The sequence below is a fragment of the Pseudomonas songnenensis genome, from assembly GCF_003696315.1.
Taxonomy (GTDB): Bacteria; Pseudomonadota; Gammaproteobacteria; order Pseudomonadales; family Pseudomonadaceae; genus Stutzerimonas; species Stutzerimonas songnenensis.
On sequence record NZ_RFFN01000002.1, the window covers coordinates 238916 to 262886 of the forward strand.

Annotated in this window: 23 protein-coding genes and 1 pseudogene; 14 read left to right on the forward strand and 10 right to left on the reverse strand. The window is 65.8% G+C overall.

What is annotated here, in order from left to right; genetic code table 11:
- The first annotated feature begins 109 nt into the window (after positions 1-109).
- The 4 genes from EA798_RS05470 (at position 110) to EA798_RS05485 (ending at position 3038) form a co-directional block, all read left to right on the forward strand.
- The gene (locus EA798_RS05470) at positions 110-553 is read left to right on the forward strand and encodes an HIT family protein (RefSeq protein WP_122098317.1); all 444 of its coding nucleotides are present in this window, start codon (positions 110-112) and stop codon (positions 551-553) included.
- Positions 554-662: 109 nt separating this feature from the next.
- The gene (locus EA798_RS05475; protein WP_208643710.1) at positions 663-1643 is read left to right on the forward strand and encodes an ABC transporter substrate-binding protein; all 981 of its coding nucleotides are present in this window, start codon (positions 663-665) and stop codon (positions 1641-1643) included.
- Positions 1640-2401, forward strand: a complete 762-nt coding sequence (locus tag EA798_RS05480; RefSeq protein ID WP_122098318.1) for an ABC transporter permease — start codon at positions 1640-1642, stop codon at positions 2399-2401. The genes EA798_RS05475 and EA798_RS05480 overlap by 4 nt, the downstream gene beginning before the upstream one ends.
- Positions 2394-3038, forward strand: a complete 645-nt coding sequence (locus EA798_RS05485) for an ABC transporter ATP-binding protein (protein WP_106158824.1) — start codon at positions 2394-2396, stop codon at positions 3036-3038. The genes EA798_RS05480 and EA798_RS05485 overlap by 8 nt, the downstream gene beginning before the upstream one ends.
- 7 nt (positions 3039-3045) lie before the next feature.
- Here the strand turns inward: EA798_RS05485 and EA798_RS05490 are convergent, their stop codons facing one another.
- Together EA798_RS05490 and EA798_RS05495 are read right to left on the reverse strand one after the other, a co-directional pair.
- Positions 3046-4311, reverse strand: a complete 1266-nt coding sequence (locus EA798_RS05490) for a DUF445 domain-containing protein (RefSeq protein WP_122098319.1) — start codon at positions 4309-4311, stop codon at positions 3046-3048.
- A gap of 279 nt (positions 4312-4590) precedes the next feature.
- On the reverse strand, positions 4591-4992 hold the full coding sequence (locus EA798_RS05495) for a hypothetical protein (RefSeq protein WP_015276232.1): 402 nt from the start codon (positions 4990-4992) through the stop codon (positions 4591-4593).
- Positions 4993-5219: 227 nt separating this feature from the next.
- Between EA798_RS05495 and EA798_RS05500 the strand changes: the two genes are divergently transcribed.
- From EA798_RS05500 to EA798_RS05510, 3 genes are all read left to right on the forward strand, one after another.
- Entirely contained in the window at positions 5220-5429 is a 210-nt protein-coding gene (locus tag EA798_RS05500) for a hypothetical protein (RefSeq protein WP_106158020.1), read from the forward strand.
- A 55-nt stretch (positions 5430-5484) separates the two neighbouring features.
- A complete protein-coding gene (locus EA798_RS05505) occupies positions 5485-5694 on the forward strand; it encodes a hypothetical protein (RefSeq protein WP_013983553.1) in 210 nt (69 codons plus the stop codon).
- Between the two features lie 84 nt (positions 5695-5778).
- Entirely contained in the window at positions 5779-6366 is a 588-nt protein-coding gene (locus EA798_RS05510; RefSeq protein ID WP_106158021.1) for a LysE family translocator, read from the forward strand.
- Here EA798_RS05510 and EA798_RS05515 read toward each other — a convergent pair.
- Positions 6363-7202 carry an AraC family transcriptional regulator gene (locus tag EA798_RS05515; protein ID WP_122098320.1) on the reverse strand — a complete coding sequence of 280 codons (840 nt, stop codon included), beginning with the start codon at positions 7200-7202 and terminating at the stop codon, positions 6363-6365. The two genes, EA798_RS05510 and EA798_RS05515, sit on opposite strands and share 4 nt — an antisense overlap.
- A gap of 107 nt (positions 7203-7309) precedes the next feature.
- Between EA798_RS05515 and EA798_RS05520 the strand changes: the two genes are divergently transcribed.
- Positions 7310-7735, forward strand: coding sequence for a protein-tyrosine phosphatase family protein (locus EA798_RS05520; protein WP_122098321.1), 426 nt, complete (start codon positions 7310-7312; stop codon positions 7733-7735).
- Between the two features lie 12 nt (positions 7736-7747).
- Here the strand turns inward: EA798_RS05520 and EA798_RS05525 are convergent, their stop codons facing one another.
- Positions 7748-8098: a DUF6746 family protein gene (locus tag EA798_RS05525; protein WP_122098322.1), complete on the reverse strand. Its 351-nt coding sequence runs from the start codon at positions 8096-8098 to the stop codon at positions 7748-7750.
- Positions 8099-8567: 469 nt separating this feature from the next.
- On the opposite strand from EA798_RS05525, the pseudogene EA798_RS20895 reads away from it, so the two are divergent.
- The 3 genes and pseudogenes from EA798_RS20895 to EA798_RS05535 all read left to right on the forward strand — a co-directional run.
- A pseudogene (locus tag EA798_RS20895) lies at positions 8568-9101 on the forward strand (MCP four helix bundle domain-containing protein); the annotation flags it as partial.
- A gap of 24 nt (positions 9102-9125) precedes the next feature.
- Positions 9126-10184, forward strand: a complete 1059-nt coding sequence (locus tag EA798_RS21070) for a methyl-accepting chemotaxis protein (RefSeq protein WP_476748395.1) — start codon at positions 9126-9128, stop codon at positions 10182-10184.
- A 123-nt stretch (positions 10185-10307) separates the two neighbouring features.
- Positions 10308-11315, forward strand: a complete 1008-nt coding sequence (locus tag EA798_RS05535; RefSeq protein ID WP_122098324.1) for an alpha/beta fold hydrolase — start codon at positions 10308-10310, stop codon at positions 11313-11315.
- 26 nt (positions 11316-11341) lie between these two features.
- Here EA798_RS05535 and chrA read toward each other — a convergent pair whose 3' ends face one another.
- From chrA to EA798_RS05555, 4 genes are all read right to left on the reverse strand, one after another.
- Positions 11342-12685, reverse strand: a complete 1344-nt coding sequence (gene chrA, locus EA798_RS05540; protein WP_232102361.1) for a chromate efflux transporter — start codon at positions 12683-12685, stop codon at positions 11342-11344.
- 7 nt (positions 12686-12692) lie between these two features.
- Positions 12693-13637: a chromate resistance protein ChrB domain-containing protein gene (locus EA798_RS05545; protein ID WP_276330358.1), complete on the reverse strand. Its 945-nt coding sequence runs from the start codon at positions 13635-13637 to the stop codon at positions 12693-12695.
- A gap of 73 nt (positions 13638-13710) precedes the next feature.
- Entirely contained in the window at positions 13711-14637 is a 927-nt protein-coding gene (locus tag EA798_RS05550; RefSeq protein ID WP_122098326.1) for an alpha/beta hydrolase, read from the reverse strand.
- A gap of 116 nt (positions 14638-14753) precedes the next feature.
- Entirely contained in the window at positions 14754-15980 is a 1227-nt protein-coding gene (locus tag EA798_RS05555) for an MFS transporter (RefSeq protein WP_122098327.1), read from the reverse strand.
- Positions 15981-16339: 359 nt separating this feature from the next.
- Between EA798_RS05555 and EA798_RS21075 the strand changes: the two genes are divergently transcribed.
- On the forward strand, positions 16340-18361 hold the full coding sequence (locus tag EA798_RS21075) for a methyl-accepting chemotaxis protein (RefSeq protein WP_122098328.1): 2022 nt from the start codon (positions 16340-16342) through the stop codon (positions 18359-18361).
- Between the two features lie 46 nt (positions 18362-18407).
- Here EA798_RS21075 and EA798_RS05565 read toward each other — a convergent pair whose 3' ends face one another.
- Positions 18408-20255 carry an SLC13 family permease gene (locus EA798_RS05565; protein WP_122098329.1) on the reverse strand — a complete coding sequence of 616 codons (1848 nt, stop codon included), beginning with the start codon at positions 20253-20255 and terminating at the stop codon, positions 18408-18410.
- Between the two features lie 228 nt (positions 20256-20483).
- Here EA798_RS05565 and EA798_RS05570 point away from each other — a divergent pair, with 228 nt between their 5' ends.
- Entirely contained in the window at positions 20484-21440 is a 957-nt protein-coding gene (locus tag EA798_RS05570) for an alpha/beta hydrolase family protein (protein ID WP_122098330.1), read from the forward strand.
- The gene (locus EA798_RS05575) at positions 21437-21913 is read left to right on the forward strand and encodes a GreA/GreB family elongation factor (RefSeq protein WP_122098331.1); all 477 of its coding nucleotides are present in this window, start codon (positions 21437-21439) and stop codon (positions 21911-21913) included. The genes EA798_RS05570 and EA798_RS05575 overlap by 4 nt, the downstream gene beginning before the upstream one ends.
- A 102-nt stretch (positions 21914-22015) precedes the next feature.
- Here EA798_RS05575 and EA798_RS05580 read toward each other — a convergent pair whose 3' ends face one another.
- Positions 22016-23956 carry a DNA topoisomerase III gene (locus EA798_RS05580; RefSeq protein WP_122098332.1) on the reverse strand — a complete coding sequence of 647 codons (1941 nt, stop codon included), beginning with the start codon at positions 23954-23956 and terminating at the stop codon, positions 22016-22018.
- Positions 23957-23971 lie beyond the last annotated feature (15 nt).

Consider the following 23971-nt stretch of genomic DNA (forward strand, 5'->3'; position numbering starts at 1 on the left):
GAGCTTGAGAGCGCCGCCACGCCCGCAACGTTCCGAAGCATCGCTGCACAGGTCGCAGCCGCGCAGAGAATGCTAATGTCTGTCTTTTCCACTTGCCGGAGAACTCCAGGTGTCCCTGACCACGCCCTACGACCCGCAGAACATCTTCGCCCAGATCATTCGCGGCGATGCGCCTTGCTACAAGCTCTACGAGGATGACGACGTGCTGGCCTTCCTCGACCTGTTTCCGCAGTCTTTCGGCCACACGCTGGTGATTCCCAAGCGCTCGGCGGCCTGCAACATCCTCGATGTGGACACCGACGCGCTGGCCAAGGTGATGGCCGTGGTGCAGAAGCTCACCCGCGTGATCGTCGACGAGCTGCAGCCGGATGGTGTGCAGGTCGCGCAGTTCAATGGCGCGCCGGCGGGGCAGACGGTGTTCCACATCCATGTGCATATCGTGCCGCGCTACTCGGGCGAAGGGCTCGGCATTCATGCCGCCGGCAAGGCCGATCCGGCCGAGCTGGAAAAGCTTCAGGCGCGCCTGCAGCAGCGTATCGCCGCGCAGGGCTGAGCCAGGCTGCGATGTCGTGGCGGGGGTCAAGCCCGCTGCGACCATCGCAGCAACCAACAGGCACCAAAGTACAATTCGTGCCCGGCAGGGGGCTTCGTACCCTGCGGGCATGATGCTTTCATTGCCCGTCCTCACCCTGTTCATTCTGCGCACTCGCCGAGCGCTGCTGGCGCTTGTGCTGCTGCCCCTGTGGGCGCAGGCGCAGGAGCTGCCGGTGCTGACCCTCAGCGTGCTGCAGTTCGGCACGCCGCACTGGGAGCTCGAGCATCTCAGGCGTCAGGGACTGGACCGTGCCAACGGCTTCGAGCTGAAGGTGCGGCTGGTGGCCGATGTGCCGGCCTCGCGGCTGGCGTTGACCAGCGGCAGCGTCGACGGCGCGGTGAGCGATCTGCTCTGGGCGCAGGCGCGTTACCAGGCCGGCACGGCCTATCGCTATGTACCCTTTTCCTCGCAGATCGGCGAAGTGCTGGTGCCCGAAGGCAGCACCATCCGCACGCTGGCCGACCTGCGTGGCAAACGCATCGGCGTCGCTGGCGGGCCGGACGGGCTGGGCTGGCAGTTGCTGCAGCATGCCGCAGCCCAGGCCGGTATCGATCTGGCCACACAGGCGACTGTTCAGTACGCCGCACCGCCCCTGCTCAGCCAGGCGCTGCGCCGCGGTCAGGTCGATGCGCTGCTGACCTTCTGGCATTTCTCCGCGCGCATGCGTGGCGAGGGTGGTGTGCAGGTGGCGTTCAGTCTCGATGATCTGCTCCGATCATTGGAGCTTGATCCCCACCTGCCGGTGCTCGGCTATCTGTTTCCCGAATCCTGGGCCGTCGAGCATGAGGCGCTACTGCAGCGCTTCGCCACGGCATTGGGCCAGACCAAGCACGAACTTGCCAGCGAGCCCGCGCACTGGCAGGCGCTGCGGCCGCTGATGCGTGCCGACGAGGATGGCGTGTTCGCCGCGCTGCGTGACAGTTTCCTCGCCGGCATCCCGCAGCCGCTGGATGAGCCGCGTATCGCCGACCTGCAGCGGCTGCTGGCCCTCACCGGCGCCGATCCGGCGAAACTGATGCCGGCCGCGTCGTTCCAGAGCACGCCATGAACGGCTCGCGCTGGGCCTGCTGGATCGCTCTGCCATGCGCGGTGGCACTCTGGACGCTGATTGCGCTGGTCGTGCAGACGCCGCTGCTGCCCACTCCGGTCGCCGTGTTCGACACCTTCTGGCGAGCCACGCAGAGCGGTGAGCTGCCCGAGCACCTGCTGGTAACCCTGCGCCGCGTGCTGTTCGCCTTCGTGCTGGCGATGGCGCTGGGCACGCTGCTTGGCGTATGGATGGGCCGCTCGCGGCTGGCCAACGCCGTGCTCGATCCGCTGCTGGTGCTGTTTCTCAACCTGCCGGCGCTGGTCACCATCATCCTGCTCTATGTCTGGTTCGGCCTGGTGGAAGCCGCGGCGGTGCTGGCGGTGGTGATCAACAAGGTGCCGAACGTGGCCGTCACCGTGCGCGAGGGCGCCCGCAGTATTGATCCCAAGCTGGAACAGATGGCCCTGGTCTACCGCTTCACCCGCTGGCAGCGGATCAGGCATGTCTGGCTGCCGCAGCTGTTTCCCTACCTGATGGCCGCCACCCGCGGCGGCCTGGCGCTGATCTGGAAGATCGTCCTGGTGGTCGAGCTGCTCGGGCGTTCGGATGGTATCGGCTTTCAGCTGCACATGGCCTTTCAGGTGTTCGACGTGGCGAGCATCCTCGCCTACAGCCTGGCGTTCATCGCCGTGGTCCAGCTGATCGAACTGGCGCTGTTGCAGCCACTGGAGCGTCGCGCATCGTCCTGGCGCGAAGCGGGTGTGCGCCATGCTTGAGCTGCGTCTGGATGGCCGTCATCCCGTGTTGGGCATGATCGATGCGCAGGTGCGCGAAGGCGATCGCATCTGTCTGCTCGGGCCGTCCGGCGTCGGCAAGACCACGCTGCTCAACGGCATCGCCGGGCTCGATCCGCAGCTGCGGCCGATGATCGGGCAGCGCGCCGGCTTGCGCGTCGGCTACCTGTTTCAGGAGCATCGCCTGCTGCCCTGGCGTACGGTGCGGCAGAACCTGGCACTGGTCGGCGCGGGCGCGGCGGATATCGAGCGGCTGCTGGCCGAGGTCGGGCTGAGTGGTGCGGCTGACAGCCTGCCGGATCAGCTCTCGCTGGGCATGGCGCGCAGGGCGGCACTGGCGCGCTGCCTGGCGATCAAGCCGGATCTTTTGCTGCTCGACGAACCCTTCGCCTCGCTGGATGCCGAGCGCGCCGCCGAGCTGCGCGGCCTGATCGCGCGCCTGCTGGATCAGCACCCGGCCATGGCGATGATCTGCGTGACCCACGATCCGCGCGATGCCGACGATCTGGCCAATCGCCTGTGGTACCTGGGCGGCGCCCCGGCGACATTGCGCTGCGATGAGCCGCCCGGCAGCGCCGTCAACCTCAGCCAGCTGAGCGAGCGCCAGCGCCGCGCCTGAGCGGCTTTCAACCGGTCAGCAGCTGCGTCAGTGCATGCAGCGCCAGGCCGACCAGCCCGCCAACCAGCGTGCCGTTGATGCGGATGTACTGCAGGTCCTTGCCGACACTCTGTTCCAGCTGCTCGACCAGCTCGCGGCTTTCCCAGTTCTCCACGCGCTGGGCGATATAGGCGCCGATCTGCCCGCGATAGCGCTCCAGCAGGCTGGGCGCGGCGGCCAGCAGTCGCTCGTTGATCCAGTTGCGCATGGAATCGTCCGCCGCCAGGCCGTCACCGAGGCCGCGGCAGAGGCTGACGATGCGTCGGCCGATGCGCGAATCGTCGCTGGCCAGGTCGCTTTCCAGCCAGGCCGTGAGTTCCTGCCAGAGGTTGCCGAAATAGGCGCTGGTGGCCGGGTGCTCGAGGAGCTGCGCGAGGATGCGCTCGACCTCCAGGGCGTATTGCGGGTCCTGCTCCAGGCGCTCGATGTATTCACTGACGTGCTCGTCGAAGCGCTGGCGGATCAGGTGTTCGGGGTCGGCGGCGATCTCGGCGATCAGCGCGGACAGGCCGTCGACGAACTTGTTCGCCGACCAGCCGCTCACCGGCCGGCTCAGGCCGAGGTAGCGCAGGGTGCGGATTTCCCGGCTGATGGCGTCGGCGACCAGGGCGCGGGTTTCCTCATCCTGCATGATCGAATCGAGGCGGATCAGCAGCTCGTCGAGCATCGCCTGATGCCGGCCCTGGCTGGTCAGCACGCGCAAGGCCTGGGCCAGCGGGGCGGATAGGTCGAACCTGCGCAGCCGCGTGGTCACCTTGGCCTCGACGAAGGCGCGCACGCGTTCGTCATGCAGCGCGGCGATGCCGAAATGCGCGACGCCGGTGAGCCGGCGGCCGACCGCTTCGGCATTGGTCGGATGACGCAACCAGCCGGCCAGGCGCGAGGCGATGTCGAGTTCCTGCAGCTTGGCCAGCACCAATGGCGTGGCGAGGAAATGGGTGGTGATGAAACTGGACAGGTTCTGGCCGATGCGCGCCTTGCTGCGCGGGATGATCGCCGTGTGCGGGATCGGCAGGCCCAGCGGGCGGCGGAACAGGGCGGTGACGGCGAACCAGTCGGCGATCGCGCCGATCATGGCGGCTTCGGCGAACGAGGCGACGTAGCCCCAGGCCGGATGGCTGGCTTCGAAGCGTGTCGCGACGATGTAGAGCAGGGCGGCCAACAGCAACAGAAGGCCGGCGACCAGCTTCATGCGCGATACCGGTGACTGCCAGGCGCTGATCATGGAACGCATGCAGGTCCTCGTCGGGTGGGGCGGATGGCGTTTCTAGCCGGTAGACAGCAAAGGGGGACGATGAGGTCGGCGCTTGCAGCAAAAGCGCAATGACTTGCTCGAAGGCGCTCGGACTCGCAGGGAGCAACTGCAGAAATGAGTCATGCCGGGCCGATACTGCAGCTCCCGCGGGCAAGGCTGCGGCGGTTCCCACCCTGCGAATGCGGCACGACTGCATGTTGGATGTCGCCAGCCACACTCACCGGGGCGCGCCCGATGAATGTGATCGCCGACGCTGGATCAGACCTCGTCGTCCTCTTCCTCGCGGATCAGCACGTACTGGCCTTCGGCATCGTTCAGGCAGTCCCAGACGTAGAACATCGATACCTGGCCCGGGCTTTCCGTGACGGCGGCGTAGTCGCCGGGCACGGCAGTGAAGTAGACGCCGGAATCGGGCGCTGCCTGGCAGGCGATGCGGGCGACGACGAAGGCTTCCGGCGCGGTGCCGTCGAAGTAGTCGTCACGGTCCTTGGCATCCCACTCGGCTGGCGCCTCGAAGGGGCCGCTGATGATGATGCGCGCGTCTCCCAGGTCCTGCTCTTCCGCTTCCTCGTCATATTCGTCGGGGCGGTACAGGGTGCATTCCAGGGCTTCCGGGTTTTCGAGAATGGCCGCGCGGGATTGTGGGGTGAGTGTCTGCATGGAATCTCCGACTGCGGTTGGGTGTGAGTGGGCAGTGTGGTGGAGCCGCCCGGGCAGTGCAATCGGTTGCATGGTCGCGCCCGCCGATAGTGGCCGGCATTGGTCGGCCAATCCCTGTGGCGTCGCTATCGCAACCTTCAGACCGCCGGTGCAGCGCGATTCGAACGCCGCGTGGTTTGTCGCCTCCAATCGATATCAGTCACCCACCCGCGACAGCCGAGGCGACCATGAAGCCAGATGATCAGCAGGCAGGCGATGAGCCTGATGTAACCATGACCGATGGCGGCGAAAAGAACGCCGGTGAAGATCCGGACTTCGACGATCAGACCGCCGGTGGTGACGATCAGTCATCGCCGCTGGATGACCCCGACGAGCCGGAAGTGCTGCCCGACGACCCGGATATTCAGGGTCGCGACGGCTCCAGCCAGCCGGGCTAGCCATCCTCCAATCCATCCGCGCCGTCAGCGGATTACTCGCGCCACAGGAATCACCATGAACATCTATCAAGTCAGGCCCACCGAAATGGGCTGGGAGCTGGAAGACCAGCAATCGCAGGAAACCGTGCTGCGCACCCTCACCAAGGACGAGATGTACAGCGCGCTCGACGCCTTCATGGAGGGGCGTACGGCATCGGTCGAAGTCATCGGCCGCGACGGTGAGCTGGAGGAAGAGCGGCCGTACCCCGGCAGTCAGCATCTGTAGCGCAGGCAGGGCAATTTCCTTCAATAAGGTGACTTCCACGAGCCGCTAGTCTGCTGCCTTCTTCGACTGGCGAGCAGAGCACTTATGGAACTCTATCTGTCGATGGCCGCGTTCGCGCTGGCTTCTTCGATCACCCCGGGGCCGGTCAATCTGGTGGCGTTGAACTGCGGGGCCCGCTTCGGTTTCCGTGCCAGCGGGCGGCACGTTGCCGGCGCAACCATCGGCTTCACCCTGTTGCTGTTGCTCATTGGTCTGGGCTTGTACGAGCTGTTGGAGCGCGCACCGATATTGCTGCGCGGCATCCAGTGGGGCGGCGTGGCATTCCTGCTGTATATGGCATGGCGCTTGGCGACCGATGACGGGCGACTGCAACCGGAAGACGCTGCCAGTGGGCCTTCGCTGTTGCAGGGGGCGCTGATGCAATGGCTCAACCCCAAGGCATGGCTGGCCTCCGTTGCCGGCATGGGCCTGTTCGCGGCGAACGGCGAGGTGCAGCGGGTCTGGCTGTTCGCGGCCCTGTACTTCCTGATCTGTTATGCCTCGATCGCTTGCTGGGCCGGCGCCGGTGCCTTTCTGAGTCGCTACCTGCAGGAGCCTGCGCGGGTGCGCTGGTTGAATCGAACGATGGCGCTGCTGCTGGCCGGCAGCGCGCTTTATCTCGTGCTGGGCTAGTTGCGCGCAGCCCGGTCGCGGTACTGCCCGGGCGTTGCGGCGAGCTGGCGCTTGAAGGTGCGCTGGAAGTGCGCCTGATCGGCAAAGCCCGCGGCCAATGCGATCTCGGCGAGGTCCAGGCCCTGGCGAAGCCAGTGCTGGCTGCGCTGGATGCGGCGGTTGAGCAGATAGGCATGCGGAGTCATGCCGTAGTGCTGTCTGAAGGCGCGGATCAGGTAGGACGGCGAAAGCTCGGCAGCCTGGCAGATGTCTTCCAGGCGCAGCGCCTCGGTGCAGTGTTCGGCGATGTAGTCGGCAGCGCGACTCAGCTGCTGCAACGGCTCGGCATGCGGCTGAGTCGGCGCGGGCGCCAGCGTCTGCTGCAGCAGCGTGAAATATTCCACTGCGGCGCTCTGTTTGTGCAGCGTGTGCGCCTGCGGATCGCGCAGCGTGGCGTACAGCCGGGTCAGCCCGTCGAACAGCGCCTGGTCGAGGCTCTGGATCGGCGCGTAGGGCATGAAGTGACCGTCGTTGCTGACGCCCAGCTCATGCTGCAACGCACCCAGCCAGTGCGTATCGACGTAGAACATCAGGTATGACCAGGGGCGGCCGTCGATGGGATTACAGGCGTGCACGGTCTGTGGATTGATCAGTACCAGCGTGCCGCGGGCGATTCGCTCCTGGGCGTCGCCGTTGAAGTAGGTGCTGGCGCCAGCGGTGATTGCGCCGATGGAAAAGGTCTCGTGGCAATGCGGCGCATAGCAGACCTTGCGCCCGTCAGCGACGGCACGCGCCTCGAGGAAGGGCAGCGCGGCATCGCGCCAGAAGCGGGGTTGGCTATCGTCCGAACCATTCACGTTGAGAGCGCCGTGGTCAAAAACTGGAACCTGACTCTAGCAATCATCCGTCGCTCTGGCATGCTCGATCGTCGCTCGCCGTTTCGTCTTCCGAACAGGAGTTCCCCATGCGCCCAATCCTTGCCTTCGCCGCACTGCTTTCGCTGGCCGGCTGTTCATCCTGGCAGCCCGACGCCGAGGATATCGTTCCGGTACCGGCCGAGCGGGTGCTGGCCTATCAGCAGGCGCTGGAGAATGCGGGTGAGGTGGTGGTGACACGCGATTACGGGTTGCGGGGCGGTGGCTGCTATATCGCCGTGCTGATCGACCGCCAGCTGGCGGCGCGGATTCATGTCGGCGAGGTGGTGCGCTTCCAGGTGCCGGCCGGCGCGCGCATCGTCAGCATCGGCACCGATCCACTGGATGACACGCTGTGCGGCAAGCTCAGCCTGCGCCGCGAGAAGCTGGCGCAGGTGCAGGCCGGGCAGACGCTGGAGTTTCGTGTGATCAGCGACAATCGCATCGGCTTCGACATCCTGCCAGTCGAGCCCTGATGGTCCGGCGAATTACTTGATCACTGTCCGCGCGGTCTTCAGGTATTCGCTGGTGTAACTCTTCACTTCGTCGGCGTCCTTGGCTTCCGAGGCGATGTGGATTTCCTCGAGGGTGTCCGTCAGGCCATCCATCTCTTCGTTGATCTTCTCCAGGGCGTCCTTGAGCGTGTAGGTCAGCTCATGGATCTGCGCCATGCTTTCGGACGTCAGGCCTTGCGCCAGGGCCTGTTCGAGGCGGCTGTTGTACTCGGAGAAATTCTTCACGGCCTCGGCCAGGTTGCGCGATGGCTGGGCGTCGGCCAGTGCATGGCCGGCAGCGATGGTGGTCAACGCCAGAACGGCGCTCTGAATAAGCGTTTTCACGACAGGTCCCTAGCTGGAAATTATGGGGCGCGAAGGTACCACCTGTTCGTCGGGACGCTGTGCAGCAGCGCACAGTCTGCGCTGCGCCATTAGTCGCATAGCAGCCGGGTAGGCCGGTCGTTTCTGGGTGTTTTCCAGCCCGGAGATCGTCGTTTGCCAGGAGCACCAGACCACCTCTCACGATCATCGCCGTTTTGAGCTAACCGCTCTGGGATCGGTGTTTCAGTACGGTTTCGTTAAAGAGACGGCGGTCACAGCCGATAGGTGAGGGGGCTGGCATCTGGCCTTCATCGGATGACCAGCCGTTCGGGGATTCAACAACAAGCACCTCGTTACCTCATTGCATGCAGGTTCCGCAAAGGAACTACAGACCGACGATCGAACGTCGGCATGAACCATTCGAGATTGATGCCTTACTTGCCAATTTGCCGGCCCCGGGGTCGGCACGCCATATGGAAAAGAACGAATGATGCAGCAACTGACTATCCGAGCCCGCCTGTTGATTCTGGTCGGGGCCATGCTCTCGGCGTGCCTGGTCATCGGCCTGACCGGGCTGAATGCGCAGCAGCGCAGCGTCGCAGGCCTCAACACTGTCTATCTCGACCGTGTCGTACCGCTGCGAGACCTCAAGCTGATCGCTGATCTGTATGCGGTGAAGATCGTCGATACCACGCATAAGACGCGAAGCGGCATGCTCACCTACGGACAGGCGCGTGATGATGTGCGTAATGCACGCGGCGAGATTCGTCGTCTCTGGGGCGACTTCATGAGCACCAAGCTGATCGAAGCCGAACGCCGGGTGGCTACTCACCTGGAGGGTTTAATGAAAGCTGCCGACGCTCCGCTGGACGATCTTGAGCGCATTCTCGACCGCCACAGCGAGAAGCGCCTGGCCGCGTTCGTCATCAATGATCTGTATCCGTTGATCGACCCCATCTCCGAAGGCTTCAGCGAGCTGATTCATCTGCAACTGGGCGAAGCCAAGGCCGAATACGACGAGGCGTTGGCGCTGTACGAGCGCAACCGGGTGCTGAATATCGGCCTGTTGCTGGCACTGCTGATTGGCGGGGGGCTGTTCGCCATGGTCCTGCTGCGCAGCATCAGCCGGCCGCTGGAAGAGCTGAAGCAGGCAGCCGCATCGGTGGCGGCGGGTGATCTGAGCCGCACCATCGCGTGTCGCGGCAAGGATGAGATCACCGAGGTGCAGCAGTCGATCCGGCAGATGCAGCAAACCCTGCGCGATACGCTGCAGGATATCCAGGGCTCGGCCACCCAGCTGGCGTCGGCCGCCGAAGAGCTGCACGCGGTCACCCAGCACACCGCACAGGGCATCCATCAGCAGAACGAGGAAGTGCAGATGGCCGCCACCGCGGTCACCGAGATGTCCGCTGCGGTGGATGAAGTGGCGGGCAATGCCAACCGCACCTCGGATGCCTCGCGCGATGCCGAGACCGTGGCTGACGATGGACGCCGGCAGGTGACCGCCACGCGGCAGACCATTGACCAGCTAAGCGACAAGCTGCAGCAGACCGCCGGAACCGTGACCCGACTGGCCGAGGAGGCGGCGAGCATCGGCCTGGTGGTGGATGTGATTCGTGCGATCGCCGACCAGACCAACCTGCTGGCGCTCAACGCCGCCATCGAGGCGGCACGGGCCGGTGAGGCCGGGCGTGGTTTCGCGGTGGTCGCCGACGAGGTGCGCAACCTCGCGCAGCGCACCCAGAGTTCGACCCAGGAGATCGAGCGCATGATCGGCGCGATCCAGAGCGCGACCGAGCAATCGGTGCGCGACATGCAGCAGAGCAGTGAATTCGCCTCGCGCAGCCAGACCATGGCCGGCGAAGCGGATCAGGCGCTGGGGCTGATCGCCGAGCGGGTCGGGCAGATCAACGAGATGAACCTGGTCATCGCCAGCGCCGCCGAGGAGCAGGCACAGGTCGCGCGGGAAGTGGATCGCAACCTGGTGGCCATCCGCGACATCTCCGAGCAGAGCGCCACCGGCGCGCAGCAGACCTCGGTGGCCAGCGACGAGCTGGCGCGCCTGGCGACGCAGCTCAATCAGCTGGTCGGGCGCTTTCGTCTGTAAGCGAGGAAGGGGACGGTTGACGCGGTCGGGACATGCATTGTCGCAATCCGACCGCGAACCTGGCGGAACGAACGCATTCCTATGTACGGAGTTTCCCGATCCGTAGTGAAACAGGAGTCGCGCGTGAAAACAGCCGTGTCCGCCCTGGCGCTTGCCGCCGGTCTATCCCTGAGCCTGCCACTGCTGGCCGAAAGCCGAGCGGCCTACGGTCCGCAGCTGGAAGGCTTCAGCTATCCGCATCCGCTCAAGCACTACCGTTTCGAATCCCAGGGCAAGGCGCTGGAAATGGCCTTCATGGACATCGCGCCAAAGGGCAAGGCGAACGGCCGCACCGCGCTGTTGCTGCATGGCAAGAACTTCTGCGCGGCGACCTGGGAACGCACCCTCGAGGCGCTCAGCGAGGCTGGCTACCGGGTCATCGCCCCCGATCAGGTCGGTTTCTGCAGCTCGAGCAAGCCCGAGGGCTACCAGTTCAGCTTCGCCCAGCTGGCGCACAACACCCAGGCGTTGCTGGAGCAGGAGAGTATCGAACAGGTGACGTTGATCGGTCATTCCATGGGCGGCATGCTGGCGGCGCGGCTGGCGCTGAACTATCCGCAACGGGTCGAGCAGCTGGTGCTGGTCAACCCCATCGGCCTCGAAGACTGGCAGGCCGAGGGCGTGCCCTACGCCTCCATCGATCAGCTCTACCAGTCGGAACTCAAGACCGATTTCGACAGCATCAAGGCCTACCAGCAGAAGTTCTACTACAACGGCAACTGGAAGCCGGAGTACGACCGCTGGGTGGAAATGCTCGCCGGGATGTATGCCGGAAAGGGCAAGGAGCGGGTGGCCTGGAATCAGGCGCAGACCTCGGAGATGGTCTTCACCCAGCCGGTGATCCACGAGTTTCCCCGCATCAGCACACCGACACTGCTGCTGATCGGCGGCCTGGACCGCACCGCGCCGGGTGCCAACCGGGCGCCGGGCGAGGTCGCCAAACGCCTGGGCAACTACCCCGAGCTGGGCCGACAGGCGGCGGCGATGATTCCGGATGCCAAGCTGGTGGCCTTCCCCGATCTGGGGCACTCGCCCCAGGTCGAGGCGCCGGAAGAATTTCACCGTGCCTTGCTCGAAGGATTGCAGCGTTGAGCGATACAGCTGAGTCGCCGGATGGCTTATCTCAGCAGATGCACCGCCAGGCCGGCCACAGCGCAGGCCAGCAACACCTGGATCACGCCACGCTTGTAGCGGAACAGCGCCACGGCTGCACCTAGCGCGATCATCGCCGAGGGCCAGTCGAATCTGCCGGCGAAGCCCTCTGGCCAGAGCACGTGGTAGCCGAAGAACAGCGCCAGGTTGACGATCACGCCGACCACCGCGGCCGTGATTGCGGTGAGCGGGGCGGTGAACTTGAGCTGGCCGTGAGTCGACTCCACCACGGGGCCTCCGGCCAGAATGAACAGGAACGACGGCAGAAAGGTGAACCAAGTGACCAGACACGCTGCGAGGGCGCCGGCGGCAAATGCCTGGTCGGCAGCGAAGACCGGCTGCACGTAGGCGCCGACGAAGCCGACGAAGGCCACCACCATGATCAGCGGGCCGGGCGTGGTTTCGCCCAGCGCCAAGCCATCGATCATCTGAGTCGGGGTCAGCCAGGCGTAGTGCCCGACTGCACCCTGATAGACATAGGGCAGCACCGCATAGGCGCCACCGAAGGTCAGCAGCGCGGCCTTGGTGAAGAACCAGCTCATCTGGGTGAGTGTGCCGCCCCAGCCGAACAGCGCCATCAGCAGCGCCATCGGCAGTATCCAGAGCACTGCGCCGATGCCGAGCAGCGCGATCAGGCGAGGCCAACGAAAGCGCGCATGGGCAGGTGGTGGGGTGTCGTCATCGATCACCGCCGGGCCATAGGATTTGTCCGCCGCCGCATGGCCACCGCCAAGGTTGAACTGGCCGGGGGCGAAGCGTCCGCCCAGGTAGCCGACCAGGGCAGCCCCCAGCACGATGAGCGGGAAGGGCACGTTGAGCGCGAAGATCGCCACGAACGAGGCGCCGGCGATAGCCCACAGCCAGCCGTTCTTCAGTGCGCGCGAGCCGATGCGGTGGGCTGCATGCAGCACGATGGCGGTCACGGCCGGTTTGATGCCGTAGAAGATGCCGGCGACCAGCGACACCTCGCCGAAGACAAGGTAAATCCAGGACAGCAGGATGAGGATCAGCAGCGACGGCAATACGAACAGCGCACCGGCGACGATTCCGCCCCAGCTGCGGTGAAGCAGCCAACCGATATAGGTCGCCAGTTGCTGCGCCTCCGGGCCGGGCAGCAGCATGCAGTAGTTGAGTGCGTGGAGAAAGCGCCGTTCGGAGATCCAGCGACGCCGCTCCACCAACTCCTGATGCATGATCGCGATCTGCCCGGCCGGGCCGCCGAAACTGATGAAGCCGAGCTTGAGCCAGAACAGCAGCGCCTGCCTGAAACTCACGGGCTCGCTACGCGGTTTTGCCGAGTCGGGTTGCATGCTGTTGTCATTCATCGGTCTGCGTTTCCACGGCAAAGGCCGCCAGCAATCCATCGAAGATGGCGCAGGCGGCGTCCAGTAATTCGTCGTCGCTTTCCAGGCTGGCGCGCAGGCCGGCCAGCACTCGCTCCACGCCCGCGGCTTCGGCAGGCTGGGTGCCGCCGATGTCGAGGTAGTGCACAACAGCGGCCACTCGGTCGAGCCCGGGCGCCGCCAGGGAGAAGCTGGCCTGAATGGTTTCGAAAGTGACGCGGTCGCCGACATGGCTGAAGCGCGCGCCATCGAAATCAAAGCCCAGTGCCTCGCTCGGGCAGGCTTCGGGCGTCGGTAACCAGAGGATGCGTGCCGCGGGGTCGATAAAGCGCCTGATCAACCAGGCGCTGGCCAGGCGGTCGACCCAGGGTCGGCAACGGGTGGCCCATGTGCGTCCCTTGAACTCGTGCAACGACAGCCGCTCCAGCGCCTGTTCCTGTCTGCTCGGCTCGTCGCGTGAAAGCGCCCGGCTGATGGCCAGTTCTAGCTCGCGCAGTCTGGCGTCGGCCTGCTGCTGCGCCGCATCCGGGAAAAAGTCGATCTCCGTGAGTTGGGCGTAGGCCTTGCGCAACTTGCGCGCCTGGCGCGTCAGCGACAGCGCGGTTTCCGGCGTGACCTGGATGAGCTGAGCATCGGCCTCGGCACGCAGACTGGCGTACTCCGACGCTCTGGAAAACAGTGAGACGAAGCGCTCGCCCTGGGGATCGCACACCGGCAAAACGCAGGCATAACCCTCGCCGCCAAGGATGTCGCGCTCGACGCGGGACATGCTTTCGCGACATGCCGGCTGATCTGGTAGTAGGTAGACGCCGTCGCGCAATACCGCAGCGCCGGCGGCCTTCAGTGCTCGCCAGGCGCGCATGCGTTCTGCGGCATTCGATGTCGGCAAAGCCAATATCAAACAGAGCCAATGGGTCACTGTAGAGTTCTCACGCAAATGTGTTCGAACTCTACATCACTTATCGATAGGCAGCAGCGTATTGCTGTCGAATCTAACCGCGCCGGGAGACTTCGATAGACGGCTGCGTGCCGGATTCCAGCAGTGCCTGCAACGCACGACCATAGGCGCCGAGCGCCACGCGCAGGCTGTTGTTGTGGGTGGCTCCCTCGACCAGCAGCAACTGTTTGGGCTGGCGCGCGGCCTCATACAGTTGCTCGCTGAAGCGCGGCGGCACATAGCGGTCGTCGGTGCCGTGCACCACCAGCAGTGGCATGCCGATGCGGCCGATCTTGTTCAGCGAGTCGAATTTCTGCGACAGCAGCCAGCGCACCGGCAGCGTGGTGTCCGATACCACGGTCGCCACGTCGGCCAGTGAGGTGAAGGTCGACTCGATGATCAGCGCGCGCGCCTCGGCGGGTGTTTCGTCGCGTTCGGCCTGCTGGCCCAGCTCCGCCGCCAGGTCGACCGCCACCGCGCCGCCGAGGGAATGACCGTAGATGAAGCGCTTGCTGGCGTCCGGCTGCAATTCCTTCAGGCGTTCCCAGCCGATGCGCGCGTCGGCATAGACGCTGCGTTCCGACGGCAGCTCGCCAAGGCTCTGGCCAAAGCCGCGGTAGTCGATGGCCAGCACCGAAAAGCCCAGGGCGCGCAGTTGCTCCAGGCGGAACAGGTGGCCGGTGAGGTTCCAGCGTACACCGTGCAGGTAGAGCAATGCCGGTGCGTCGGCTTCGGCGGCCGGCCACCACCAGGCGTGGATGTTCTGCTCGTCGCCGAACGCCGAATCGGTAAGCTGCAACTCTTCGATGCCGCGCGGCAGGCCACTGAACCAGGACGCAGTGCCCGGCTCGATGCGGAACACCAGCTCGCGCTCCTTCTGTTCGAGCACCGAACAGCCCACCGGCAGGCCGACGGCGAACAGGGCGATGAGCAACAGGCAGAGCCGCCGGGCTTTGCTGCGGAACAGGAAGAAGCGCTGCAAGGTCAGGGTCTCGAATCAGGGGCTATGAATAGGACCCGCTTGCCGAATGATCTGCAAGACGGCCCCGTGTCTCACTGATTACTGCATGTTGCGCGCCAGGGGGGCGGTCGTCGGAGTCAGGAGCAGCAGGCCGCTGGCTCCGCCTCGGCTTCCCGCACTGCGCGCTCGATTTTCCAGGCCCAGGCGAACACCAGCAGGCCCCCTACGGCGGTAGCGGCGCCGATATAGCCGGTGGACGTCCAGCCAAAACCGGCGGTGATCGCCAGGCCGCCCAGCCAGGGCCCAAGCGCATTGGCGACGTTGAACGCGGCGTGGTTGGAGGCGGCTGCAAGGGTCTGGGCATCCGCGGCGACGTCCATCAGATGGGTCTGCAGAGCGGGCGACAGCGAGACCATGGTGCCCACCGCGAACACCGCCGGAAAGATCGTCCACACGGAGTGCGCGGCCAGCGGGAATACCAGCAGCACCAGCGCGCTCCACAGCAAGAGCCAGGCGACCGCCTTGAAGCGCAGCTTGTCGAACAGCCAGCCGCCGACCAGGTTGCCGACGATGCCGCCAAGGCCGAAGGCGGCGAGGGCGAACGGAATCCAGCCGGCACTGACGCCAGTGACTTCCAGTAGCGTGGGCGCCATGTAGCTGAACACACAGAACATCCCGGCGAAACCGATCGAGCTGATCGCCAGCGCCAGCCAGACCTGCGGCCGGTTGAACGCGCGGATTTCGTGCAACGGACTGTTGCGCGGCTCGTCGCGGTTCAGCGGCAGGAACAGCGCCACCAGCAAGACCGTTAGCAGGGCGATGGCGCCAACCAAGGCAAAGGCATAGCGCCAGCTCAGCCATTGCCCGAGCCAGGTGGCCAGCGGATTGCCGATCAGGATCGCCACGGTCAGGCCCATCAGCACTCGGGCCACGGCTTGGGCGCGCTTGTCCGGCGGTACCATGGAGGCGGCCACCAGCATTGCCACGCCGAAATACGCGCCGTGAGGCAGGCCGGTGATAAAGCGGAAAATCATCAGCGTCGAGTAGTCCGGCGCCAGGGCGCTGGCGAAATTGCCCAGAGCGAAGAAACCCATCAGCAACAGCAGCAGGTGCCGGCGGAACAGCCGTGAGCCGAGGATCGCCAGCAAGGGTGCACCCACCACCACGCCCAGTGCGTAGGTGCTGATCACGTTGCCGACCTGGGGTTCGCTGATGCCCAGCCCTTCGGCGACGTTAGGCATCAGCCCCATGATGGCGAACTCGCCGGTGCCGATGGCGAAACCGCCCATGGCCAGCGCCAGCTCGAGCAGCAGCACGGCGCGGGCGGAAAGGGGCGGGGTCGCTGCGGTGGCTGGCGCCGTCATGGATACCTCGTCTCGTCGAAAGGGGGCGGCATTATTCACGCTTGCGGGCTCCGGTAAAGCCCTACCGCCGAAGAAGGACAAACACAGGGAGGTGGGATTGCATCGAAGCAGCGGAGTTCGTCCGTCATGACGAAAAGCGTTGAGCGCTTCGGCATCCAATTGGATTTACGGCTGAGTGGCGTCGATTTTTTGGCCTCCGATCTTGATTATGGTCAGGGTGACCGCCGGGTCGGATCCGTATTTTGCGCGGCACATCTCATATCGATTTGATCGCTCGCGAGCGTCCGTCCGCCGTCCGCGTCCGGGTGCCATGAAATCGATCAGCCTCTGCAGCACCTCGCATCGTTCAGGAATGCACCATGAAACTCCTGTTTTCCCCAGCCGAACTGCTGATGAACCGTCTCAACTATCCGAGCAAGTTCGCTCTGATCGGCTTGTTGGTGTTTCTCGCCTTCGCCAGCCTGATGTGGACCATCGCCAGCCAGCTCAACCGCACCATCGAGCGTGCCGAGAACGAGCTGGTGGCGTCCGCCCTGGCGCGGCCACTGTCCAAGCTCGTCGAATTGACCCAGCAGCACCGCGGCGTTTCGGCGATGTTGCTGGGCGGCAACGCGGCGATGGCGGATCGTCGAACCGCATTGCAAGCCAGCGTCGATGCGGCCGTGGCGGAAATGAACCGCACGTTGGCCGATGACAAGCGCGCCATGCGCGAATGGCAGGACATCAGCCGCGGCTGGGACCAGATCAAGCGCAGCGTGCAGGGCTGGTCGCAGCCGCAGAGCTATCAGGCGCATACCGCACTGATCGGTGAGCTGCTGAATTTCCAGACGCTAATCTCCGATGCCTATGGCCTGACGTTCGATCCGGAACCGCAGACCTATTACCTGATGACCACCGCAGTCAACCGCCTGCCGTTTCTGATCGAGCGACTCGGCCGCCTGCGCGGCAGCGCCTCGGCGATGCTCGCCAGGGGCGAAATCAGCGACGAGCAGCGCACCGTGCTGATCGTCATCACCGAGGAGATCCGCTCGGCCACGGTGGAGATGGAACGCAGCATGGAAAAGGTCATCGCCCAGCGACCAGAGCTGCAGACACAGCTCAATCGCGCGGTGGCGACGCTGCGTGAGCGTGGCGAAGCGGTCGACCGTGTGGTGCAGGGCATGGTGGTGCGTGGTGATTTCACTAGCACCTCGTCGGCGCAGTTCTTCGACATGACCACCGACGCGATCGGCATCGCCTATACGCAGATGTACGACGTGCTGCTGCCGAGTCTGGACCAGCTGCTGCAGCAGCGCATCGACGACGCGCGGCAGATGCTGCATGGCAACCTCGCCATGCTGCTGGTGGTGCTGGCGGTGATCGGTTATCTCTCAGTCGGCGCCTATCTGTCGGTGATGACCAGCATTCGCAGCCTGCGCGACGGCAGCGAGCGGCTCGCCGCCGGCGATCTCACCGCGCATATCCAGCTCGCTGCGCGGGACGAGCTGCGCTACGTTGCCGGAAGTTTCAATGACATGGCCGAGGCCATGCGCCAGTTGATCGGCAGCATCAAGAGCAACTCCGACCACGTCGCCGACTCGGCGCGCAGCCTGGCGACCGCGTCGGGGCAGATTCATGTCGCCTCGCAATGCCAGAGCGATGCGGCATCGAGCATGGCGGCTGCGGTGGAGCAGATGACCGTCGGCATCGAGAGCATTGCACGCAACGCGGGCGAGGCCGATGCGCTGGCCAATCGCTCCGGCGAACTGTCGCGTCAGGGGGGCGAGATCGTTGCCGCAGTGGTCGATGAAATCAGCCAGATCGCCATATCCGTTGGCGACTCGGCGCGTACCGTCGCCGAGCTGGGCGAGCGTTCCGGGCAGATATCGGCCATCGTCGGGGTGATCGGCGATATCGCGGCGCAAACCAACCTGCTGGCGCTGAATGCGGCAATCGAAGCGGCGCGGGCGGGCGATCAGGGGCGTGGTTTTGCGGTGGTGGCCGACGAGGTGCGCAAGCTGGCCGAACGCACGGCCAACTCCACCAAGGAGATCGCGCAGATGGTTTCGGCCATTCAGCAGGGCACCGAGGGCGCGGTGCAAGGCATGGAGCAGGGCGTTGCCAAGGTCAACGAGGGGGTCGCACGTGCGCAGCGCGCCGGCGAAGCCATGGGCGGCATCCGCGAGGCGGCCAATCAGGTGTTGTCGACGGTCGCGGAGATTTCCAATGCCCTGCGTGAGCAGAGCGCGGCATCGGCGGAAATCGCGCAGCAGGTGTCAACCATCGCGCGCATGGCCGAGGAAAACGGCGAAGCGGTGGGCACCAACCACCATACTGCCAGCCGACTCAGCGACCTGGCCGGCACCCTGCTGGACAACGTCAGCCGCTTCAAGGCGAGTTGAGTATCCGTTCGGAGGACGGCGCCACTTGGCGCCGTCAGTTGGCCAGTCACAACGGCCAGATCCAAAGGATCGCCGGCACCGCACAGAGCACTACCAGGATCGACAGCGGTAAGCCCAGTCGCCAGTAGTCGCCGAAGCGATAGCCGCCCGGTGCCATCACCAGCGTGTTGGACTGATGGCCGATGGGCGTGAGGAAGGCGCAGGACGCGCCGATCGCCACGGCCATCAGGAACGGATCGACCGACACGTCCATCCCGCGCGCCAGGCTGATCGCCACCGGCGCGGCGAGCACCGCTGCCGCGGCATTGTTGACCACGTTGGAGATCAGCATCACCGCCACCATCAGCAGCGCCAGGGTCGCTGCCGCTGGCAACGACTGCCCCAGCTCCAGCAGCGCTTCGGCGATCAGTTGCGAGCCGCCCGTGGTTTCCAGCGCCTGGCCCACCGGCAGCATCGCGGCCACCAGCACGATCACCGGCATGTCAATGCTCTCGTAGATGCGCCCCAGCGGAATCAGCCCGACCAGGATCATCACCAGCGCGCCGGTAACCAGCGCGGTTGCGGCCGGTAGCAGGCCCAAGGCGATGCTCGCCAGGGTGATGGCGAAGATGGCGCTGGCCAGCATCACGTTGCGCGGGGTGGTGATGCTCAGTCCGCGCGACGCCAGCGGCAGGCAGCCCAGGCTGTTCAGGCTGGACTGCAGGGCATCTTCGCGGGCCTGCAGCAACAGGATGTCGCCGGCGGAGAAGCGGATCTGGCCCAGGCGCTGGCGCAAGCGCTGGCCCTGGCGGGCGACGGCCAGCACGTTGACGCCGTGGCGCTCGCGCAGGTCGAGGCCGCTGGCGCTGGTGCCCACCAGCATGGAGCCCGGCGAAACGATGGCTTCGGCCAGGGTCAGTTCGCCGTGCCGGCTCTTGTGCTTCTTCTCGGCCTTCTCTTGCTCGATGGCCTGCTCGGTGGCCTGCCGCTCGTCATGGGCCTTCTCCTCCTGCTCGTCGACTTCGGCCGCCAGCTCGACGCCGGTGACGTCGAGCAGTGCCTTTAGGCTGTCCGAATCGGCCTCCACCAGCAGGATGTCGCCTTCGCGCAGCACCTCGTAGGTCGACGGCATGCGCTGGCGCTCGTCGCCGCGCACCAGGGCGATCACCTGCACATCGGCCTCGTCCTTTACCGCATTGATCAGCGCGTGCACGGTGCGCCCGGCGTACTTGCAGCCTTCCGGCACCCGCACTTCGGTGAGGTAGGCGCTGATCTCGAACAGATCGCCGTTGCCTTCCTGCTCCTGGCGCCGGGGCACCAGCCGCCAGCCGAGCAGGGCGATGAACAGCACGCCGGCGACCGTTACCGCCGCGCCCACCGGCAAAAAGGCGAACATGCCGAACGGCGCCTCGCCGGCTTCGGCGCGATAGCCGGCGATGATCAGGTTCGGCGGCGTACCGATCAGTGTCAGGGTGCCACCGAGCAGCGAGCCGAACGCCAGCGGCATCAGCAGGTAGGACGGCGAACGGCCGCTCTGGCGCGACATCCAGATCGCCACCGGCATGAACAGCGCCAGCGCGCCGACGTTGTTCATGAAGCCCGAGCTGAGCGCGACGATCCCGGTGAGTGCCGCCACCTGCGCCCAGGGCCGCTCGCCGACCTGCATCAGCCGGCGCGCCACGCTGTCCACCACGCCGGCATTGAGCAGGCCGCGGCTGAGCACCAGCACCGCGGCCACCGAGATCACGGCGGGATGGCCGATGCCGGCGAACACCTCGTCCGCCGGCACCACGCCTGTCAGCGCGCAGGCGAGCAGCGCAGCGAGGGCGACCAGGTCGTAGCGCCAGCGATTCCAGACGAACAGCATCAGCGTTGCTGCCAGTACGCCAAAGACGATCAGCTGTTCGCCGGTCATGTACTTTTCTCCGATCCGCCAGGAACCCGCCGCTCGTTGGCGCGGTACTTCGGGGCGGTAATGCCAGTGGAAACCAGGATGAGGTATTGCGCTGCAGCGGACCGGCTGCAGTGGTAATGCGGCTGTCATAAACAGACTGCCGCCGCTGCGCAAAGGTGCCGGCAGGTTATGGCAAAAATGTGCGCTGCGGGGCAAGGTGGCGGCATAACAAGTCGAAAGGTCCGTGCCATGCCCGAATCCGTTTCCCTGAGTTGCCGCGATAGTTATGCGCTGTCCGCGCAGCTGTGGAATCCGCAAGGACCGGCGCGTGGCGCGGTGATCATCAGTTGCGCCACCGGCGTGCTGTCGCGCTATTACGCACGCTATGCGAGCTTTCTCAACGAGCACGGTTTCACTGCACTGACCTACGACTTTCGCGGCATCGGCGGCTCACGACCGCAGTGCCTGCGCGACATGCAGATGCGCTGGCGCGACTGGGGCGAGTACGACTTCGACGCCGCGGTGCGCTTCATGCGTGAGCGTGATCCGCATGGGCTGCTGGTGGCCGTGGGGCACAGCGCCGGCGGCTTCATGCCGGGCTTTGCCGAGGCCGCCAGCGAGGTGGATCGCTACCTCAACGTCGCCGGGCAGTACGCCTACTGGCGCGACTACGCCGCTGATCAGCGCATGCGCATGTACGCCAAGTGGCACCTGTTCATGCCCGCGGTGACCCGCCTGGTTGGCTATTTCCCCGGTCGCCGCCTTGGCTGGCTGGAAGATCTGCCGGCCGGCGTCGCGCTGGAGTGGTCCCGGCGCGGCGCGCGTCTGGAAGACAGCTATCCGCCTGATGAGCACGAACTGCTGTTCAGCCGCTTTGCCGCCGTCCGTGCGCCGATCCTTGCGGTCAGTACCAGCGACGACGAGTTCGCCACGCCGGCTGCGATGCGCCGCGGGCTCGGCTATTTCCGCAACAGCCCGCGGCAGCTGGTGCAGCTCAATCCCCGCGCGATGGGCTTCGAGCGCATCGGCCATTTCGGTCTGTTCCACGACCGGCACCGCAACGGCTTCTGGCGCGAGTCGCTGGAATGGATCGCCGAGGGCCGCAATCCCTGGCTCGCCGACGAGGTGATCGAGCCCGGCGCAGTGCCGCAGGGCGACGACGCCATTCCCTTCGTCGCGCCGTCGGGCTATAAGCCTCGCCCATGAACAAGAGCGCCCTTCAACAGCAGATCATCGCCACCCTCGAAGCCGACCGCGAGGTTGCCAAGGCCGTGCTGGCCGCGACCCACGAGGCCGCCACCCATGCCGAGAGCAAGGCCGAGAACAAGTACGACACCCGCGGCCTGGAAGCCGCCTACCTCGCCGACGGGCAACGACGACGCCTGCACGAGATCGAGACGGCGCTGGCCGCCTATCGCAACCTGCAGCCGACCATCGGCTCGGATGAGTGCGTGCGGGTCGGTGCGCTGCTTTGCCTTGAGCATGATGGCGTCGAACGCTGGTTCTTCCTCGGCCCGGATGCGGCGGGGCTGAAGCTGCAGCATGACGGGCGGGAGATTCTGGTGATCTCGCCGCGATCACCGCTTGGCCAGGGCCTGCTCGGGCGCCAGGTGGGCGATGAGGTGCAATTGCAGGTCAATGGGCAGCCGCAGTGCTACGAAGTGCTGGAGGTTCACTAGCGCGGCTGCTCGTATCGGTCTGGCTTGGCGAGGGCACTCCCGGTCTAAACCGCTCCAGCGCCACCCCACTGAACAAGGACTGAATGACGCGCTAGCAGCTGCTCAGTCTGCGGTGGCCGGCTTGCGTCGCCGAGCCGGTTTGCGCGGCGTGGCGCTGCGTTTCTTCTTCCACGGTTTGCCGCCTCGGCCGGCGGCCACCGGCGGGCCGCTGATGGTCATGCGCAGCCCGGCGCAGCGTTCGACCAGCTTGCTCATCCACGCTGATTGCTTGGCGACGAATTCCTCCAACGGCATTTCGCCGCTCTGCACCATGTCCAGCGCCTGCTCCCAGATCGCCGTGGTACCGGGGTCGGCGATCGGCCGCGGCACGGCGTCGATCAGGCTGAAAGCCGCCGGTGTCGCCGCCAGCGCCTTGCCCTGGCGAACCAGATAGCCGCGGTCGAGCAGGCCCTGGATGATCCCGGCGCGGGTCGCCTCGGTGCCGATGCCGGTGGTGTCCTTGAGTTTCTGCTTCAGCCGCGGATCGTCTACCAGCTTGGCGACGTTCTTCATTGCCTTGATCAGGTCGCCTTCGGTGAAGGGTTTCGGCGGCTGGGTCTGCTGGTCCTTGAGCGTGATCTCACCCACGGCATAGTCCTGGCCCTGCTGCAGCGCCGGCAGGCTTTGCGGCGCGGCTGCTTCACGATTGCCCCGTGCCGGCACCAGCGCCTCGGGCATGGCGCGTTTCCAGCCCGGTTCGACGACGCGCTTGCCCACCGCGCGCAGCGCCTGGCCGGCGCAGTCGAAGTCGGCCTGGGTGCGGTCGTACTCGTGGTTGGGCAGGAACTGCGCCAGGTAGCGCGCGCGAATCAGCGTGTAGACCGCCCGCTGCCGGCCGGCCAGGCGATCGAGACCACGCGCCGCGGCGGTGGGGATGATGCCGTGGTGGGCGCCGACCTTGGCGTCGTTCCAGGCCCGCGAGCGGCGCGACAGGTCCAGATGCGGCTGCAGCGCCGCGAGCGTCGGGTCGGCCTGGGCCAGCGCCGCGACGATGGCCCGCGCTTCGCCGTGCTGGCTCAGTGGCAGGTAGCCGCAATCGCTGCGCGGGTAGGTGATCAGCTTGTGGGTTTCGTACAGCGCCTGGGCGATGTCGAGGGTTTCCTGAGCGCCGAGACCGAGCTTCTTCGAGCAAACTTCCTGCAGCGTGCCGAGATCGAACGGCAAGGGTGCCGCCTCACGCTGCCGTTCGGTCTTGAGCTTCACCAAGCGAGCGTTGGCGGCGTTGCGCATGGCGTCCGCCGCCTGCTGCGCACGGGCCTGATCGAGGCAGCGGCCCTGCTCATCGCAATGCTCGTCCGGAGCCTGCCACTGCGCGGTGAACGCGGCGCCATCGGCGAGCAGCTGCACGTCGATGGCCCAGAACGGCACCGGGATGAAGTCGGCGATGCTGCGGTCGCGGTCCACCACCAGACGCAGCGTCGGCGTCTGCACGCGGCCCACCGGCAGCACGCCCTGATAGCCGGACTGGCGGCCGAGCAGGGTGAACAGCCGGCTCATGTTCATGCCGATCAGCCAGTCGGCGCGTGAGCGGCCGAGGGCGGCGTGGTAGAGGTTGAAAGTCTCGGCGCCGGGCTTGAGTGCAGCCAGCGCCCTGCGGATCGAGGCGTCGTCCAGGGCCGACAGCCACAGCCGGCGGATCGGCCCGCGATAGCGGCAGTGCTCGACCAGCTCGCGGGCGATCATCTCGCCTTCGCGGTCGGCGTCGGTGGCGATCACCAGTTCGCTGCATTCACCGAGCAGGCGCTTGACCGCCTTGAACTGGCTGGCGGTCTTCGGCTTGACCAGCATCTTCCAGCGCTCCGGCACGATCGGCAGGTCGGCCAGCACCCAGCGCTTGTAGCGCGGGTCATAGGCATCCGGCGGGGCGGTTTCCAGCAGATGGCCGATGCACCAGGTCACCGTCACCCCGGCGCCCTGCAGGCAACCGTCGCCACGCCGGTTGGCGCCGAGCACCTTGGCGATGTCGCGGGCCTGGGAGGGCTTTTCGCAGAGATAGAGTTGCATGGAGGCTGTGACGGC